This window comes from Mesorhizobium sp. M0189 (genome assembly GCF_040322135.1).
Taxonomy (GTDB): Bacteria; Pseudomonadota; Alphaproteobacteria; order Rhizobiales; family Rhizobiaceae; genus Mesorhizobium.
The window spans coordinates 379,548-396,994 of sequence record NZ_JAMYSW010000005.1 but is presented as its reverse complement, the minus strand read 5'-3'; the positions used below and the strand labels follow the sequence as shown (position 1 = coordinate 396,994).

The window sequence follows — 17,447 nt, the reverse complement described above, 5'->3', positions numbered from 1 at the left end:
GTTGGAAGGAATGCCGTCCGCGCCAAGCTGGAGCACCCCTCATCCGTCGCCTTCGGCGACACCTTCTCCCACAAGGGGAGAAGGGGGAGCTAACCTGGCAACGCCTCAAACTGTCTACGACCTGCTGCTGTGAGCGCGCGTGAGCCAACTCGGCGCAACCATCACCAAAGAAGGCATTCGCTTCGCCGTATGGTCCTCGTCGGCTCGGCGCATCTGGGTCTCGATTTTCGACGAGCGAGGAAGGCGCGAGATCGACCGGCTTGAACTGCAGCCCGAGGGCGACGGCGTGCATACGCTTTTTGTTGCCGGTCTCGCCGCCGGCACCCGATACGGGTTCCGCGCCGATGGCGACTACGCGCCGGAACAGGGGCTCTGGTTCGATCCCGACAAGCTGCTGGCCGATCCCTATGCCGTCGAGATCGACAGACCCTATGCCTATGACGGCCGGCTCGCCGCACGCCAGGGCGAGGGGGGCGACACGGCGTCGCTGATGCCGAAGGCCATTGCCGGCGCCTTGCCGGAACCCTTGCCCGCCTTGCCGCCTCTGTTTAGGCCCGGCGGCCTCATCTACGAGGTGCAGGTGCGCGCCTTCACAAAGCTGCATCCCGACATTCCCGAGAAGCAACGCGGCACCATTGCAGCCCTCGCTCATCCTCTTGTTGTCGAGCATCTGCAAAAACTCGGCGTTGCAGCCGTGGAGTTGATGCCGGTGACTGCATCGATCGACGAACGGCATTTGCCGCCGCTCGGGCTGGGCAACGCCTGGGGCTACAATCCCGTGACCTTCATGGCGCTGGATCCGCGACTGGCGCCCGGCGGTCTGGCTGAGCTGCGCGAAACGGTCGCCGCGCTGCGCGAGGCTGGCATCGGTACCATTCTCGACCTGGTGTTCAACCACACCGGCGAAAGCGACCGGCTCGGCCCGACATTGTCGCTGCGCGGGCTCGACAACCGCGCCTACTACCGGCACGAGGCCGACGGCGCTCTGGTCAATGACACCGGAACCGGCAATATGGTTGCCTGCGATCATCCGGTCGTCCGGGAAATGGTCCTCGACACGCTTCGCCACTTTGTCCAGCACGCCGGTGTCGACGGGTTCCGCTTTGACCTGGCGCCGATCCTTGGCCGCGTCGACGGCGTTTTCGACGCCGATGCGCCGCTGCTGAACGCCATTCGCAACGACCCAGTTCTTGCCGACCGTGTGCTGGTCGCTGAGCCCTGGGACATCGGACCGGATGGCTATCAGCTCGGCAATTTTCCGCCGCCCTTCCTCGAATGGAACGACAAATACCGTGATGATATCCGCCGCTTCTGGCGCGGCGACGGCGGCATGATCGGTACGCTGGCGACGCGGCTTGCGGGGTCGTCCGATGTCTTTGCCAAACCAGGCCAGGCAACGGTCCGCAGCATCAATTTCATCGCCGCACATGACGGGATGACACTGGCCGACATCGTTGCCTATGAACACAAGCACAACGAGGCCAATGGCGAACAAAACCGCGACGGCCACGACGACAACCTGTCCTGGAACAATGGCGTCGAGGGCCAGACCGACGACCAGTCAATCGTTACGGCCCGTTTCGATGACCAACGCGCACTGCTGGCGACGCTCTTTGCCTCGCGCGGCACGATCATGCTGACGGCCGGCGACGAATTCGGCCGCACGCAGCGCGGCAACAACAACGCCTACGCGCAGGACAATGACATCACCTGGCTCGACTGGGCCGGGCGCGACCGGGCGCTGGAGCGGTACACGGCTCTGCTCGCCAAGATGCGTCGTGCCGCGCCGGCGCTTTTGGACGCAAGCTTTCTCACCGGCGAGCCTGCGGCCGGCTCGGAAATAGCTGACGTCGTCTGGCTGAGCGAAACCGGCGTGCCGCTCGACGAAGCAGCCTGGCACGATCCTAGGCGGCATCGGCTGGTCATGGTTCTCGGCGATGAGGACGGTCGCCTTGCCGTGATCATCAATGGTGACCGTCGGGCCTGCATGTTCACGCTGCCGGAACGGGCGGGTTTTCATTGGTGCCCAGCCATCGAAACGGATAGTGGCGATATCTCACGGCCGGTTTTGGGGCGAACGGTCATATTCATGATCGAAAGCAGGGCCGCGCAGGCGGGCGCAGGGGAGAGCCATGATGGGTGACAATGCCGAATGGTGGCGCGGCTGCGTCATCTACCAGATCTACCCGCGCTCCTTCCAGGACACGACAGGCGACGGTAGCGGCGATCTCCTCGGCATCACCTCGAGGCTTGCCCATGTCGCATCGCTCGGTGTCGACGCCGTTTGGCTGTCGCCTTTCTTCAAGTCGCCAATGGCCGACATGGGCTACGACGTATCGGATTACTGCGCCGTCGATCCGATGTTCGGCACATCAGAGGATTTCGACGCGCTGATTGCAGAGGCGCACCGGCTCGGCCTGAAAGTGATCATCGACCAGGTCTTGTCACATTCGTCGGATCGGCACGAATGGTTCGTCGAAAGCCGAACGAGCCGCGATAACGCCAAGGCCGACTGGTACGTCTGGGCCGATGCGAAGCCCGACGGCACCGCGCCCAACAACTGGCTGTCGCTTTTCGGCGGCCCCGCCTGGGAATGGGACGCAACGCGCAGGCAATATTACCTGCATAATTTCCTCGCCTCGCAGCCGGACCTGAATTTCCACAATCCGCAGGTGCAGGACGCCTTGCTGGAAACGGTGCGGTTCTGGCTCGAGCGTGGCGTCGACGGTTTCCGGCTGGATACGGTCAACTATTACGTCCACGACCGCTGGCTCCGCAGCAACCCGCCTTTGGCGGAAAGCGTCGCCGGCACCAATACGGCAACCAGCCCCTATTTTTACCAGGAGCATCTGTTCGACAAGACGCAGCCGGAAAACCTTGCTTTTCTCAGGCGCTTCCGGGCGTTGCTTGACGAGTACGAAGGCCGCGCCGCGGTCGGCGAGATTGGTGACGAAAGCCGTTCGTTGCAGACGCTTGCCGCCTACACGGGCGGCGGCGACAAGCTCCAAATGTCCTACACGTTCGACCTGCTTGGCCCGCAATTCTCCGCGGCGCATGTGCGCGGTTGTGTCGAGGCCTTCGAGAGTACGGTGTTCGACGGCTGGGTTTGCTGGGCATTCTCCAACCACGATGTCGTGCGCCATGTCAGCCGCTGGACAAGGCCGGGCGGCGATCCGGACAGGGTGGCGAAATTCTCAATCGTGCTGCTTTCTTGCCTGCGCGGGTCGATCTGCCTCTATCAGGGCGAGGAGCTCGGGCTGGAGGAGGCCGAGCTGGCGTTCGAGGATTTGCGCGATCCTTTCGGCATCCGCTTCTGGCCGGAGATCAAGGGGCGGGATGGGTGCCGCACGCCGATGGTCTGGGAGGCTGGCGCCGATAATGCCGGCTTTTCAACCGGCAAGCCGTGGCTTCCGGTCCCGGCAAACCATCGCGCCCGCGCGGTCGATGTCCAGGACGGCGAGCAAACCTCCGTCCTGGCGAGCTACCGGGCGATGCTGGCCTTGCGCAAGCAGCATCCGGCGCTGGTTCGAGGCTCGATCCGGTTTCTCGATGCTGAGGGCGACGTCCTTGCCTTCATTCGCGAAGGCGGTGACGAAAAGCTGCTCTGCGTCTTCAATTTTGCCGATGAGCCGGCCGGCTGGCAATCGCCGCCGGATCTGGATGTGATAGAGCCGATAGATCTTGGCAGTACTACCGGCGTCTTGCAGGAAGGAGCTCTATCCCTGCCGCCGCTCGGCTGCTTTCTCGGCCGGATCGGCTGATCTCTATTTGATCTCATTGAACGAGTACGGAGCGCCCGCAAGTCGCGCCGACAACCCGGACATCGGCCTCGCCGACATGCACGCCAAGCGCTGCAAGAACGTTATAAACCAGTGCGTCGACAGGCGCCGTCACGCCGTTCAGAACCGTTACCACCGCCGGCTTCACCGTTCCGAGCAGAGCCGTCACGTCCAGCCCGAGGCCCAGCGCATTGACCGAGAGCGACAGCCCGCTGACCAGTGACGTGGTGAGCGATTGCGTCAGGTTCTTCGTCGAAACCGTCTTTATCGTCTTGTTGGCGATATCGGTGCTGTCGAACGTCAATGTGGTCGGATCGTTGTTGGTGATCGCAAGTGCTGAAGAACCCTTCACATCGAGCAGATTGAGGGTGAGCAGCAGGAGCTTCACGCTTACCTGTGCAATCGTGGCATCGGAGAACGATTGCGGATTGCTGAAATCGGCGAAGGCCGATGGGTTGTTGTCGGCGTCGCTGGCGGCAAGGTGCAGCGAGGCCACGCCAGGCTGCGCGGCGATCGAGACCTTGATGCTATCCGGCCGGCCCGTCGGGCAGCTGATGTCGGTTAGTTTGGCTTCCGCATAGGCGACTTCGACATGCAGAGGCAGGTTGACGGACAGCAGACTGATGCCGCCGCCGAGATTGGAATTGCCGATGCCGACTGTGGTGACCAGCTTGATTCGTGTCTGCGCAGTGCGCACCACGGTGCCTTTTTCCCCGACGGCCAGCCAGGGTGAATATTGCATCGGTTCACCGATGGCGACGGCGAGCGTGGTGGAGGTAAGTCCCGGAATAGTGGCGCCGAGATCGACCTGGACCTGGTTTGAGCCATTGGCCAGCGAGGCGGCGGCACCCAGCATGCCCATCGCGCTTGCGTCGACGGAAAAGCCTGGAGACTTTTGTCCGAGGCCGAGCTTGCCGATCGAACCAAGGTCGACAAGATGATTGAGCGGTATCTTGGCCGTGTTGGTAGCCCTCGACGCGATTGTCTGTAGGACAAGTTTGCTGGCGCTGCCCGTCCCCGAAGCATTGGCCATGGCGGTCGCGATCTGGCCTACCGTCGCTTTCGAGGCCAGCACTTCGGAATAGCTGACGCCGGTCAGTTGCAACTGCACCGCAAGGGCATCGACGAACGAAAGCACGTTGACGTCGGCCGAAATCAGCGCGTTGTAGTCCATGACGCTGAGCGAGATGTTTCCGCCCAGCAGCTTACTGAGAAGCGCGTTGAGGATGCCGCCGTTGACGCTGAGAAGCCTGGATCCGACCGAGAACATCGCTTGCGGCGTCATGCTGGCAATGGCTTCGGTGCCGACAACCGGAGTAGGGATGAGCGAACTGGCGAAATACCGGGCGGGGATTTTGTGTAGAGTGACGCGAACGGCGTTGTAAGGCGTTTTACCGGCTTCGAAGCGCTTGTCGACCCCGACCGAGGACGCCGCTGAGTATCGGCCGCCGGTGACGGACACGACGGTTTTCCCAACCGTGGGAACGATTGTCTCACCCGGCTTTTGAACAATGATGCCGGGCATTCGGTTGTCACTGAGCGTGGTTACCGCCGCGGCTTCCATATTGTTGATGTTCGACGCCGCGGTGATCGCCGCCAGATCGGTCATCGCCTGGGCTTCCCTGCGCTCCGTGTAGATCGAACCTTCGTCGACAGCGAAGGCCGCCAGCCCCAGCGCGAATGGCGCTATCAGCGCAGTCATGACGGCAAAGTTCGCCTTCTTGTCGCCAACGATGGAGCGAGCGATCCGCCCGATGCCCCTCAGCAAGAACTGCGACATTTCAAATGCCTCCAATCCTGATGGTAGACCTGCGCGAGATCGTGGTTTGCGGCATCGCAAGGCTGGGCAACAGGTTCCAGATCGGCAGGTTGCTGGCATCGTACTGGATCGACACGACGAACTGATTTCCGTCGGCCGTGCTGTCCGTCGCCTGATAGGTCAGCTTGCCGGAATCGACGAACGGGTATCCACTGGCATTGTTTTTGACGAAACCCGCCACCAGCGCCTGGCGCTCGGTTTGGTTCAATCCGGCAATTGCAGTACGGGCGGCATCGGCGGCGATTTGCTGCAACGAGTTGCTTGCACCAAAATAGATACCATATGCAACCATTCCGAGTACGAGCAGGATAAAGATCGGGGAAAGCAGGGCGAATTCGACCGCGGAAGTTCCGGATTCTTCTCCAATTTTGCGTAGATTTGCCCTTATTGGGCGCAATATTTTACGCTTTAATGTGACAGTATTACTGTCTATCTTGTTCATTGCCCTTGCCCGTTGGACCATAAAGGTCGATGTGCCGAACCCATCGGGATTTGTAACCCTTGGTTGCCTAAGAACCAATTAATACATTCCGGTAAACTGAAATGATCAGCCAGATTATCGGCGTTCTGGCCAGGAAACCCAGCCAAACTCATGCTTTCGATCATTGATTGGCGGTTCGCAAAGCGGCTGCCCCGGCCCCCTTACTTTGGGTGACCCCGAGAGTCTGTTGAAATAAAAAATCTCCACGTTACTGTTTGGCCACCAGCTGCCGGAAAGGGAACCGGCTGCGCGCTCGAAAGGAACCAGCCAATCGGTTTCGGGGCGTCAACACTTAGAGACGTAGCTGAAGGGCGACGTCATTAGGGAGAACTCCATGCTGAAACATGTGCTGAAGGCGACGGTACTCGCCACGACCATGGTCTTGGCCGCCGGTACGTTCTACACGCCGGCTTTCGCCGAAACCGTCTACAACCGCGGAGCCGCCGCCGAAGCGGAGACGCTCGATCCGCACAAGACCTCGACGGTCTACGAAGCCGATATCATACGCGACCTGTTCCAGGGCCTCGTCATGCATGACCAGAAGACGAACCTCATTCCGGGCGCAGCCGAAAGCTGGACGGTGTCCGACGACGGCACTGTCTACACCTTCAAGCTGCGCAAGGACGGCCTCTGGTCGGATGGCAGCCCGGTGACGGCGGACGACTTCGTTTATTCGTTCCGTCGGCTGGAAGATCCGGCCACCGCTGCCGAATACGCTTCCATGCTCTATCCGGTGAAGGGTGCCGAGGAAGTCAACACCAAGAAGGGAAAGCCGGAGGATATGGGCGTCAAGGCGATTGACGCAAATACCCTCGAAGTCACCCTCAAGGCGCCAACGCCTTACTTCCTGGAGATGCTGACCCATCAGGCGACCTTTCCGGTTAACAAGGCGTCCATCGAAAAGCTTGGCGCCGACTGGATCAAGGCAGGCAAGCTGGTCTCCAACGGGGCCTTTACAGCGGCGGAGTGGATTCCCAACGACCATCTCAAGCTGGTGAAGAATCCGAAATTCTGGGACGCCGCCAGCGTCAAGTTAGACGTGGTCAACTACATCCCGACCGAGGATCGCTCGTCTGCGATGAAGCGCTTCGAGGCCGGCGAATTCGACAGTTACGGTGACCTGCCGACGGAACAGCTCGCCGATCTCAAGTCCAAATTCGGCGACCAGGTCCGTGTCGGGCCATATCTCGGCACCTACTATTATGCGATCAAGACCGACAAGGCGCCGTGGGACAATGTCGAACTGCGCAACGCCATCTCGATGGCGATCGATCGCGACTTTCTCGCCGAAAAAGTCTGGCAGAATTCGATGCTGCCCGGCTATTCGATGGTGCCTCCGGGCATCGAGGGCTACACGCCGGCACTGGCCAAATACGCTGACATGCCGCAGATCGACCGCGAGGATGAAGCCAAGAAAATCCTGGAGAAGCTCGGCTATACGCCCGAGCATCCGTTGAAGATGCAGATCCGCTACAACACCTCGGAAAACCACAAGAACACCGCTGTCGCCATCCAGGAACAGCTGAAGCCGCTTGGCGTCGAGGTCACGCTGCTCAACACCGATACCAAGACCCACTACTCCTTCCTTGAGCAGAAGGGCGACTATGATGTGGCGCGTGCCGCGTGGATCGCCGACTACAAGGATCCGGAAACCTTCCTTGGCATCACCCGCAAGGCCAGCGGCAACAACTATTCGAGCTACGTCAGCCCGAAATACGAAGAGGCCATGGACAAGGCCGCCGCCGCCGGCGGCAAGCCCGAAGAGCGCATGAAGGAACTCGCCAAGGCCGAGCGCATCCTCGTCGACGATGTCGGTAACATCCCGCTTCTCTACTACAGCTACCACGACATCGTTTCCTCGAAGCTGCACGGCTTCGACGACAATGTGATGGACATCCATCCGTCCCGCTTCATCAGCAAGGACTGATCCCTTAGCCAGGCCGCCGCGCAACTCGATGCGCGGCGGCGCTGGTTTGCCATCGCATCGGCCCGGGAACCGGATTCGATTTTCGACAATGTCGGTGCGAAGATTTGAAGGCTAGAGCGCAATCGTCCAGTTGGACGCGCGCTGCTCTGGATCAAGCGGGGCACCGATGCTGCGTTACGTATTTCGGCGGCTGCTGACCGCCATCCCGACGCTGTTCGTCATCGTGACCATAGCGTTCTTCCTGATACGCGTCGCGCCGGGCGGCCCGTTCAACCAGGAGCGGGGCCTGAGCCCCGAGATCAGGGCCAATCTCGAAGCCCAGTTCGGGCTCAACGACCCGCTCTGGCTGCAGTACCTCCATTATTTAGGCAATCTTCTGCGCGGCAATTTCGGCCCCAGCTACAACATGCCGGATTTCACCGTCGGCGAGTTGTTCAGGGAAGGCCTGCCTATCTCGATCCAACTCGGCGCTTCGGCGCTCGTTCTGGCGCTGCTTCTCGGCAGCGTGCTCGGCACTGTTGCCGCGCTCAACCAGAACAAGCTTGCCGACTATTCGGTGATCGCGTTGGCGACCGCCGGCAGCACCATTCCGACCTTCGTCATCGCTCCGGTGATCCAGCTTGTATTCGGATTGACCTGGAAGCTGCTGCCGATCGGCGGCTGGGGCGATGGAGCCGTCATCAATAAGGTCGGCCCGGTGCTGACGCTCGCTCTGCCGCAGATCGCCGTCGTCGCTCGATTGATGCGCGGCTCGATGATCGAATCGCTGCACTCGCATCACATCCGCACCGCCCGCGCGCTTGGGTTGTCGAACTGGTCGGTCGTCGTCAAGCATGCGCTGCGCGGCGCCATCCTGCCGATCGTCTCCTTCACCGGTCCGGCGGCCGCAGCCCTTCTCACCGGCTCGATCATCGTCGAGACCATCTTCTCTATCCCGGGCATCGGCCGCCATTTTGTCGTTGCCGCACTCAATCGCGACTACACACTGGTGATGGGGACGGTGGTGGTCATCGCGCTCTTCACCATTGTCTTCAACCTGATCGTCGACGTCCTCTATGGTGTCGTTGATCCGAGGGTGCGCTATGACTGATATCGCAGTTGCAGCACCGGTCGTCGGCCGATCCCTGTGGGGGGATGCGTGGGCGCGCCTCAAGGCCAACCGCGCGGCCATGTTCAGCCTCTATTATCTTGCCTTCATCGCCGTCATCAGCGTGTTTGGACCCTCTTTCGTGCCGCACCAATACACCACCATCTATGGCGACTACGTCCGCACGCCGCCGAGCTTCTCCGCCTATCCAAAGGCCGACATGATCGAAGGCGCTCTCGACGAGGCGATCAGGCGTATGCGCGTCGACATCAAGGAGTGGCGGCAGGAGGGCAGCCGTGTGTTCGTTACCGTCAGATCGTCCAAGCCGATCGACGACCGCAACATTCGCTACCTTGATCGTTCCGATACCTTCGATGACACAAAGATCGAGAGCAAATCGCCGGACGGTCTCGAAATGGTGATGAGTGCATCGATCAAGCAGCAATATTTCCTGTTCGGCACCGACAATACCGGCCGCGATCTCCTGTCGCGAACGCTGATGGCCGGGCGCATATCGCTGGCCATCGGCCTGCTTGCCGGCATTGTGGCGGTGGTGATCGGCGTGCTCTATGGCGCCACCGCCGGCTTTGCCGGCGGCAGGGTCGACGAGGTGATGATGCGTATCGTCGACGTGCTTTATTCTTTGCCGTTCATCTTCTTCGTCATCATGCTGGTGGTGTTCTTCGGCAGGAACTTCGTGCTGATGTTCCTGGCCGTCGGCGCCGTGCTGTGGCTCGACATGGCGCGCATCGTGCGCGGACAGGCGCTATCGATCCGCCGGCAGGAATATGTCCAGGCGGCGGAGGCGATGGGCGTCGGGCAGCGCGGCATTCTGCTGCGCCATGTGATCCCCAATTTGCTCGGGCCGGTGGTGATCTACATGACGCTGCTGGTGCCGCAGGTCATCATCCTGGAGAGTTTTTTGTCGTTCCTCGGGCTCGGCGTCCAGGAGCCGATGACCAGCTGGGGCGTGCTGATTTCGGTCGGCGCCCAGAATATCGGCTCGGCCAACTGGCTGCTTTTGTTCCCGGCCTTCTTTCTCGTCTCGACATTGTTCGCGCTGAATTTCGTCGGCGATGGGCTGCGCGACGCGCTCGACCCGAGGGATCGTTGAGATGGCTGCTTCCGAAACCATTCTCAGCGTCAAGGATCTTCGCGTCCGCTTCCGCACGCTCGACGGCGTGGTGGAGGCGGTGAAGGGCATCAATATCCATGTTAAATCAGGCGAGACGGTAGCCGTCGTCGGCGAATCCGGCTCCGGCAAGAGCCAGACGATGATGGCGGCGATGAGCCTGCTGGCCTCGAACGGCGAAGCCACCGGGAGCGTCGACTACCGCGGCCGCAATCTTTTGACCCTGAGCAAGCCCGAGCTCAACAAGATCCGCGGCCGCAAGATCAGCATGATCTTCCAGGAGCCGATGACTTCGCTCGACCCGCTCTATTCGATCGGTAGCCAGTTGATCGAACCGATCCGCAAGCATCGCGGGCTTGGCGCCGCCGAGGCGCGCGAAGAGGCGCTCAAGCTGCTGCGGCTGGTCCATATTCCAGATCCGGAGCGGCGGATGAAATCCTATCCGCACGAGATGTCGGGCGGTCAGCGCCAGCGCGTCATGATTGCCATGGCGCTGGCCAATGACCCCGACATATTGATCGCCGACGAGCCGACGACGGCGCTCGACGTGACCATCCAGGCGCAGATCCTCATGCTGCTCGCCGAACTGCAGCGCAAGCTCGGCATGGCGATCGTCTTCATCACCCACGATCTCGGAATCGTCAGGCGCTTTGCCGACCGGGTCTATGTGATGCGCTATGGCGAGGTCGTCGAGGAGGGCGAGGCGGAAGCAATCTTCGTCAACCCGCAGCACGCCTACACCAAGATGTTGCTTGCCGCCGAGCCGACCGGCACCAAGGCCCCGCCGCCTCCGAATGCCCCCGTCCTGCTCGAAGGCAGGAACGTCGAAGTGACCTTCAAGATCGGCGGCGGCTTTCTTGGTGGAGAACCGCTGATATTGCGCGCTGTCGATAGCATTTCGATCCGGCTGAAGCGCAACCAGACCATCGGCATCGTCGGCGAATCCGGTTCGGGAAAGTCGACGCTCGGCCGCGCCTTGCTGCGGCTCCTGCCCAGCGACGGCATCATCCGGCTTGGCGACCGCGACATCTCCCACGCCGACCGCCAGGCGATGCGGCCGCTGCGGCGCGAATTGCAGCTGGTCTTCCAGGACCCGTTCGGCTCGCTGTCGCCGCGCATGACCGTCGGCCAGATCATCACCGAAGGGCTCCTGGTCCACGAGCCCAATCTGTCGGGCAGGCAGCGCGATCTCCGCGCCGTCGATGCCTTGCTCGAAGTCGGGCTCGACCCGAACACGCGCAACCGCTATCCGCACGAATTCTCCGGTGGTCAGCGGCAGCGCATCGCCATTGCGCGCGCCATGATACTGAAGCCGAAAGTGGTGGTGCTGGACGAGCCGACCTCGGCGCTGGACCGCTCCGTGCAGAAGCAGATCGTCGAATTGCTGCGCAAGCTGCAGGCCGACCACGAACTGTCCTATCTGTTCATCAGCCACGATCTCGCGGTCGTGCGCGCCATGGCCGACTACATCATCGTCATGAAGCAGGGCAAGATCGTCGAGGAGGGGCCGTCCGAGGCGATCTTCAGCAATCCGCAGGCAACCTATACGCAGACACTGATGGCCGCGGCCATCGATGTGACGCGATTTCGCCTGAGCGCATAGCGCGATTGGTCAGAACTGCGGCGGAAGGTGGTTGTTTCGGGAACAAGAACAGCTAAGCCGCTGTTTTTTCTGGTCGGAGTGGCAGGATTTGAACCTGCGACCCCATCGTCCCGAACGATGTGCGCTACCAGGCTGCGCTACACTCCGTGACCAGACCGCGGGCTTATAGCCGCCGCATTTGGTTACTGCAAGCGCCAATGGCAGCGCTTCCGTCGCATTTCTTTCGCTTTAGCCGCTACGTCATACAGGTTTCAGTTTCCTGTCGCACAAACACGGCTTAAAGGGGCTTCTAGGTAACCGTCCACTTGCCTCGAAGCATCTGATTCAGCCGCCTGGAGTTGCAGCCTTGTCGATGAAGATCGTTAGCGATGTCAAACCAAACACTTTTGAGTTCGAAACCTCGGCGTTGATCAAGCCATCCGGGTTTCGCGAATATGATGCGCGCTGGTGGTTTGGCCATCCCGGTTCGAACGAGCCGCCGGAGCTCAATCTGATCGGCGTCCAGGCGCTCGGCATGGGGCTCGGCACGCTGATCCGCCGTCTGGGTGCCGGACCCGACATCGTCACCGGTCACGATTTCCGCTCTTATTCGCTTGCCATCAAGCTGGCGCTGGTTTCCGGGCTGATGGCCGCCGGCGCGCGGGTCAAGGATGTCGGGCTGGCCTTGTCGCCGATGGCCTATTTCGCCCAATTCGCGCTCGACACGCCGTCCGTCGCCATGGTCACCGCCTCGCATAACGAGAATGGCTGGACCGGCGTCAAGATGGGCGCGGCGCGCCCGCTGACTTTTGGTACGGAGGAGATGAGCGCGCTGAAGGCGATCGTGCTCTCAGGCGATTTCGACCTTGTCGGTGGCGGCTCCTATGACTTCGTTGCGGATTTCCGCAAAACCTACCTCGACGATCTGACAGCGGGAAAGCGTATCTCGAGGAAGCTCAAGGTGGTGGCCGCCTGCGGCAACGGCACCGCCGGGGCTTTCGCTCCCGAGGCACTGAAAAGGATCGGCTGCGAGGTGATTCCGCTCGACGTCGCGCTCGATCATACGTTTCCGAATTACAATCCCAACCCCGAAGACATGAAGATGCTGCACGCCATTCGCGACAAGGTGCTGGAAACTGGCGCCGATGTTGGGCTCGGCTTCGACGGCGACGGCGACCGCTGCGGCGTGGTCGACAATGAAGGCAACGAGATCTTCGCCGACAAGGTCGGCGTCATGCTTGCGCGCGACATCTCACACCTCTATCCCGGCTCGACTTTCGTCGTCGACGTCAAGTCGACCGGATTGTTCATGACCGACAAGGTGTTGCGGGAAAATGGCGCGGTCACCGACTATTGGAAAACCGGTCATTCCTACATCAAACGGCGCGTCGCCGAGCTCGGCGCTGTCGCCGGTTTTGAGAAATCGGGCCACTTCTTCTTCAATCCGCCGATTGGCCGCGGTTATGACGATGGCCTGGTCACGGCCATTGCTATATGCCAGATGCTGGATCGCAGCCCGCAAAGCAGCATGGCCGACCTCTACCGCGATCTGCCGCTGACGTTCGGCACGCCGACCATGTCGCCACACTGCGCCGACGAGCTCAAATACGGCGTCGTCGAGCGGGTCGTAGGCGATGTTCGCAAGATGAAGGACGAGGGCGCAGTCTTCGCCGGCCAGAAGATCGCCGAGCTGATCACCGTCAACGGCGTCAGGGTCGTGGCGGAGGATGGTACTTGGGGGCTGGTGCGGGCATCATCGAACAAGCCGGAGCTTGTGGTGGTGGTCGAAAGCCCGGTATCGTCCGAGCGGCGTCGCCAGATGTTCGAAGCCGTCGACGCGGTGCTGCGCCGCAGCCCGGAAGTCGGCGCCTACAATCAGACCTTTTGAGCGGGACTTATTTTCATGACCGAACGGATCGTCAGTTTTGTGATGAGCGGCGGCATCGGCTCGCGGCTGTGGCCGCTGTCGCGCGAGGACAATCCCAAGCAGTTCCATGATTTCTCCGGCGACGGCTCGATGCTGGCCAAGACGCTACGCCGGCTGACTGCGCGGCCGGAAGGCGAAACGCCGGTTTTCCTGATTGCCTCGGAAAGGCACGCCGACCGCGTTCATGCCGACATTGCCGGCCACGAGCTTTCCGGCGGCGGCCCGCTGTTCGAGCCGACCGGACGCAACACTGCCGCGGCCGTCGCTTTGGCAAGCCTGCGCACTTTGTCCGAATTCGGCGACAGCCTGGTGCTGGTGGTGCCGTCCGACCATGAGATCGCGACCGCGCAGCAATTCTGGCGGAGCGTCGAGGCCGGCACGGCGGCGGCGCGCGAAGGCAGGCTGGTGGTGTTCGGCATCAAGCCCACCCAACCGGAGACCGGGTATGGCTACATCGAGGTGGCCGGCGAGCGCGATGGCATCTGCGATGTCTCGCGTTTCGTCGAAAAACCCGATCTCGCCACCGCGCAGAGCTATCTTGAGGCCGGCAATTTCTACTGGAACACCGGCATCTTCCTGTTTCGCGCCAGTGCCATGCGCGACGCGTTCATGGCTTTCCAGCCAGACATCTGGAGCGCCACAGAGGCTGCCTACCAGGCTGCGACATCGGATCTTTCCGGCCTCTACATGCCTCTGGAGCTCTATGCCGCCATCCCTTCGACATCGATCGACTATGCGATCATGGAGCGCGCCAGCGGCATCGCCATGGTGCCGGCCGGCTTTCGCTGGAACGATCTCGGTTCCTGGCAATCGCTGCTCGATGTCGGGCCGTCCGACAAGCAGGGCAACGTCATTGTCGGCGACGTCGTCGCCATCGATTGCGAGAACTCCTATATCCGCAGCGACGGCCGCCTGCTGTCGGCCATTGGCCTGAAGGACGTCGCCATCGTCTCGACCGCCGACGCCACTTTCGTCGCGCCGGTCAGCCACAGCCAGAACGTCAAGAAGATCGTCGAGCAGCTCGAAAAGAGCGGCCGCCTGGAGACCAGGTTCACGCCCGCCGACGATCGCGTCATCGAAAGCGGCGCCTGGCAACGCCGCGTGCACCATTGGCTGTTCGAGGAGACGGTGCCGCTGTGGTCGACGATCGGCGTCGATGAGCGCCATGGCGGGTTCCATGAGGCGCTCGGTTTCGACGCCACCCCGCTGATGAAACCCAAGCGCATGCGCACGCAGGCCAGGCAGATCTATGCCTTCGCCGTCGCCAAGGCGCGCGGCTGGAACGGCCCGGCCGATCGGCTGATTAGCCACGGCCTCGAATTCATGGCCAGGAACGGCCGCACCGATAATGGCGGCTGGGTGCGCACGCTCAACGTCGACGGCACCGTCGCCGATGCCGCCGAGGATGCCTATGACCATTCCTGCGTGCTTCTGGCGCTGGCGCATGCCCATATGTGCGGCAATCCGGATGCATTGCGGCTTGGCGAGGAGACCTTTGCGTTCATCGACGCGCATCTCGAGGACGAACGCCTGACCGGCTTCCGCGAGACCTCGAGCGGCGAGGGCGAACGCCGCTCCAACCCGCACATGCATCTGCTCGAGGCGTTTTTGGCCTGGCATCAGGCGACCGGCGAGCGCGCCTATCTTCGCCGCGCCGCGCGCATCGTCGATCTGTTCCGCAGCCATTTCTTCGACCCGGAAAGCTGGACGCTGGGTGAGTATTTCGACAATGAATGGCGGCCAGCCCCTGGCGAGAAAGGCACGTGGACCGAACCGGGCCATCATTTCGAATGGGCCTCGCTGCTGGTCGACTTCGCGGGCCGCAGCGGCCAAAGCGGCTTGACCGGCCTCGCCAGGAAACTCTACGCGTCGGCGATTGCCAATGGCCTGAACCGCGCCACAGGCCTCGCCTACGGCGCCGTCTCGCGGCAAGGGCTGCCGCTCGACCGCGTCTCGCGCAGTTGGCCGCAGGCCGAAGCAATCAAGGCAGCGATCGCGCTGGACGGCTCGGGCGGTCCCGACCTGAAGCCGGAAATCGAGGCGCGTGTCGGCCGGCTGTTCCGCTGGCACATCAATCCGGCACCGCTCGGCCTGTGGATCGACCGCATCGACGAGCGTGGCCGCTCGCTGGCAAGCGAGGTGCCGGCCAGCATCTTCTACCATCTGGTCTGTGCGCTGACGCAGTATCTGGACGGTACGGCCCGCAAGGATCAGTACGGGCTGGCGACATCACCGGTCTCGACGTAGACCGACTTTAGCTGCGAATAGAGTGCCAATGCCGCGAGCGAATTCTCGCGGCCGATGCCGGACTGCTTGAAGCCGCCGAACGGGATTTCGACCGGCGTCAGATTGTAGGCGTTGATCCAGCAGGTGCCGGCCTGCAATTCGGCGATGACACGGTGGGCGCGCGCCAGGTCGCGCGTGAACACGCCTGCAGCGAGGCCGAATTCGGTGTCGTTGGCGCGCTCGATCACCTCGTCCTCGCTGTCGAACTTCAGCACGCTCATGACAGGCCCGAAAATCTCCTCGCGGGCGATGCGCATCGTGTCGGTGACACCGGTGAACACCGTCGGCTCGACGAAGAAGCCGCCCTGAAAACCCTGCAGCGAAGGCACATTGCCGCCGCAGGCGAGCACCGCACCATCCTGCTTGCCGGCCTCGATGTATGAGACGACCTTGTCGTGCTGCGCCTTCGAGACCAGCGGCCCCATCTGCGTGTCCTGGTCGAGCGGGTCACCGATGCGGATTTTCTTGGTCCGCTCGGTCAGCCTTTCGACGAAACGGTCATGGATGCTGCGCTGCACGAAGACCCGTGTGCCGTTGGAGCAGATCTGACCGGTCGAATAGAAATTGCCGAGCATCGCGCCGCCGATGGCGTTTTCGAGGTTGGCGTCTTCGAAGACGATCAGCGGCGACTTGCCGCCGAGCTCCATCGTCGCGTGCTTCATCTTCGAGCCGGCGAGCGACAGCACCTTGCGGCCGGTCGGCACTGAGCCGGTCACCGAGACTTTGGCGACGACCTCATGGCCGACAAGGCCGGCGCCGACATCGCCAAAACCTTGCACGACATTGAACAGCCCGTCGGGCAGCCCGGCCTCGGTGTAGATTTCGGCGAGCGCCAGCGCTGAAAGCGGCGTGTTTTCCGACGGTTTGAACACCATCGCATTGCCCATGGCGAGGGCGGGTGCGGATTTCCAGCCGGCGATCTGGATCGGGTAGTTCCACGCGCCGATGCCGACGCAGACGCCGAGCGCCTCGCGCCTGGTATAGGCAAAGGGACCGCCGAGATCGACGGCCTCGCCATTAAAGGCGGCGACCGCGCCGCCGAAATATTCGAGGCAATCCGCCGCCGAAGGGGCGTCCGCAACCAGCGTCTCCTGGATCGGCTTGCCGGTGTCGAGCGTCTCGATACGCGCCAAATCGGCATTGCGGGCGCGCAAAATGTCGGCGGCACGGCGCAGTATGCGGCCGCGCTCGACCGGCTTCAGCCGTGCCCAGGCCGGCTGTGCCGCACGCGCGGCTTCGATCGCGAGTTCAAGCACGTTCGGCGTCGCCGAGCGCAGCATGGCAATGGTCTCGCCGGTCGCCGGATAGATGACCGGCAGCGGCGCGCCGCGCTCGTCGTCGATATAGCGGCCGTTGACATAATGCGATGCCGTTGGCTGGGCGCGCATGACTGTTCTCCAATCGTCTTTCGCGGCAGGCGGAATGTG

11 protein-coding genes and 1 tRNA gene are annotated in these 17,447 nt (G+C 62.1%); 8 read left to right on the top strand and 4 right to left on the bottom strand.

The window, feature by feature from the left end:
- Positions 1-139 precede the first annotated feature (139 nt).
- Both glgX and bglA read left to right on the top strand, forming a co-directional pair.
- Positions 140-2,143 carry a glycogen debranching protein GlgX gene (gene glgX / locus NKJ09_RS12955; RefSeq protein WP_352515685.1) on the top strand — a complete coding sequence of 668 codons (2,004 nt, stop codon included), beginning with the start codon at positions 140-142 and terminating at the stop codon, positions 2,141-2,143.
- Complete coding sequence (bglA, locus tag NKJ09_RS12950) at positions 2,133-3,761, top strand: beta-galactosidase BglA (RefSeq protein WP_023718444.1); 1,629 nt, start codon at positions 2,133-2,135, stop codon at positions 3,759-3,761. The genes glgX and bglA overlap by 11 nt, the downstream gene beginning before the upstream one ends.
- A gap of 13 nt (positions 3,762-3,774) precedes the next feature.
- Here the strand turns inward: bglA and NKJ09_RS12945 are convergent, their stop codons facing one another.
- Together NKJ09_RS12945 and NKJ09_RS12940 are read right to left on the bottom strand one after the other, a co-directional pair.
- Positions 3,775-5,559 (bottom strand): pilus assembly protein TadG-related protein, encoded by a 1,785-nt coding sequence (locus tag NKJ09_RS12945; protein ID WP_023718443.1) that lies wholly within the window; start codon positions 5,557-5,559, stop codon positions 3,775-3,777.
- A gap of 1 nt (position 5,560) precedes the next feature.
- Positions 5,561-6,040: a TadE family protein gene (locus tag NKJ09_RS12940; RefSeq protein WP_084642568.1), complete on the bottom strand. Its 480-nt coding sequence runs from the start codon at positions 6,038-6,040 to the stop codon at positions 5,561-5,563.
- A 373-nt stretch (positions 6,041-6,413) separates the two neighbouring features.
- Between NKJ09_RS12940 and NKJ09_RS12935 the strand changes: the two genes are divergently transcribed.
- From NKJ09_RS12935 to NKJ09_RS12920, 4 genes are all read left to right on the top strand, one after another.
- Positions 6,414-8,006 carry a peptide ABC transporter substrate-binding protein gene (locus NKJ09_RS12935; protein WP_023718441.1) on the top strand — a complete coding sequence of 531 codons (1,593 nt, stop codon included), beginning with the start codon at positions 6,414-6,416 and terminating at the stop codon, positions 8,004-8,006.
- Positions 8,007-8,172: 166 nt separating this feature from the next.
- Positions 8,173-9,096 carry an ABC transporter permease subunit gene (locus NKJ09_RS12930; protein ID WP_352762835.1) on the top strand — a complete coding sequence of 308 codons (924 nt, stop codon included), beginning with the start codon at positions 8,173-8,175 and terminating at the stop codon, positions 9,094-9,096.
- On the top strand, positions 9,089-10,207 hold the full coding sequence (locus tag NKJ09_RS12925; RefSeq protein WP_023718439.1) for an ABC transporter permease: 1,119 nt from the start codon (positions 9,089-9,091) through the stop codon (positions 10,205-10,207). The genes NKJ09_RS12930 and NKJ09_RS12925 overlap by 8 nt, the downstream gene beginning before the upstream one ends.
- A 1-nt stretch (position 10,208) precedes the next feature.
- Positions 10,209-11,828: an ABC transporter ATP-binding protein gene (locus NKJ09_RS12920; protein WP_023718438.1), complete on the top strand. Its 1,620-nt coding sequence runs from the start codon at positions 10,209-10,211 to the stop codon at positions 11,826-11,828.
- Positions 11,829-11,898: 70 nt separating this feature from the next.
- On the opposite strand, the gene NKJ09_RS12915 is transcribed toward NKJ09_RS12920, so the two are convergent.
- Positions 11,899-11,975 (bottom strand) — tRNA-Pro (locus NKJ09_RS12915).
- Between the two features lie 205 nt (positions 11,976-12,180).
- Here NKJ09_RS12915 and NKJ09_RS12910 point away from each other — a divergent pair.
- Positions 12,181-13,695 (top strand): phosphomannomutase/phosphoglucomutase, encoded by a 1,515-nt coding sequence (locus NKJ09_RS12910; RefSeq protein WP_502895881.1) that lies wholly within the window; start codon positions 12,181-12,183, stop codon positions 13,693-13,695.
- A 15-nt stretch (positions 13,696-13,710) separates the two neighbouring features.
- On the top strand, positions 13,711-15,981 hold the full coding sequence (locus NKJ09_RS12905; RefSeq protein WP_023718436.1) for an AGE family epimerase/isomerase: 2,271 nt from the start codon (positions 13,711-13,713) through the stop codon (positions 15,979-15,981).
- Here the strand turns inward: NKJ09_RS12905 and betB are convergent.
- Positions 15,945-17,408, bottom strand: a complete 1,464-nt coding sequence (betB, locus tag NKJ09_RS12900) for a betaine-aldehyde dehydrogenase (RefSeq protein WP_023718435.1) — start codon at positions 17,406-17,408, stop codon at positions 15,945-15,947. The genes NKJ09_RS12905 and betB overlap by 37 nt on opposite strands.
- Positions 17,409-17,447: the final 39 nt, after the last annotated feature.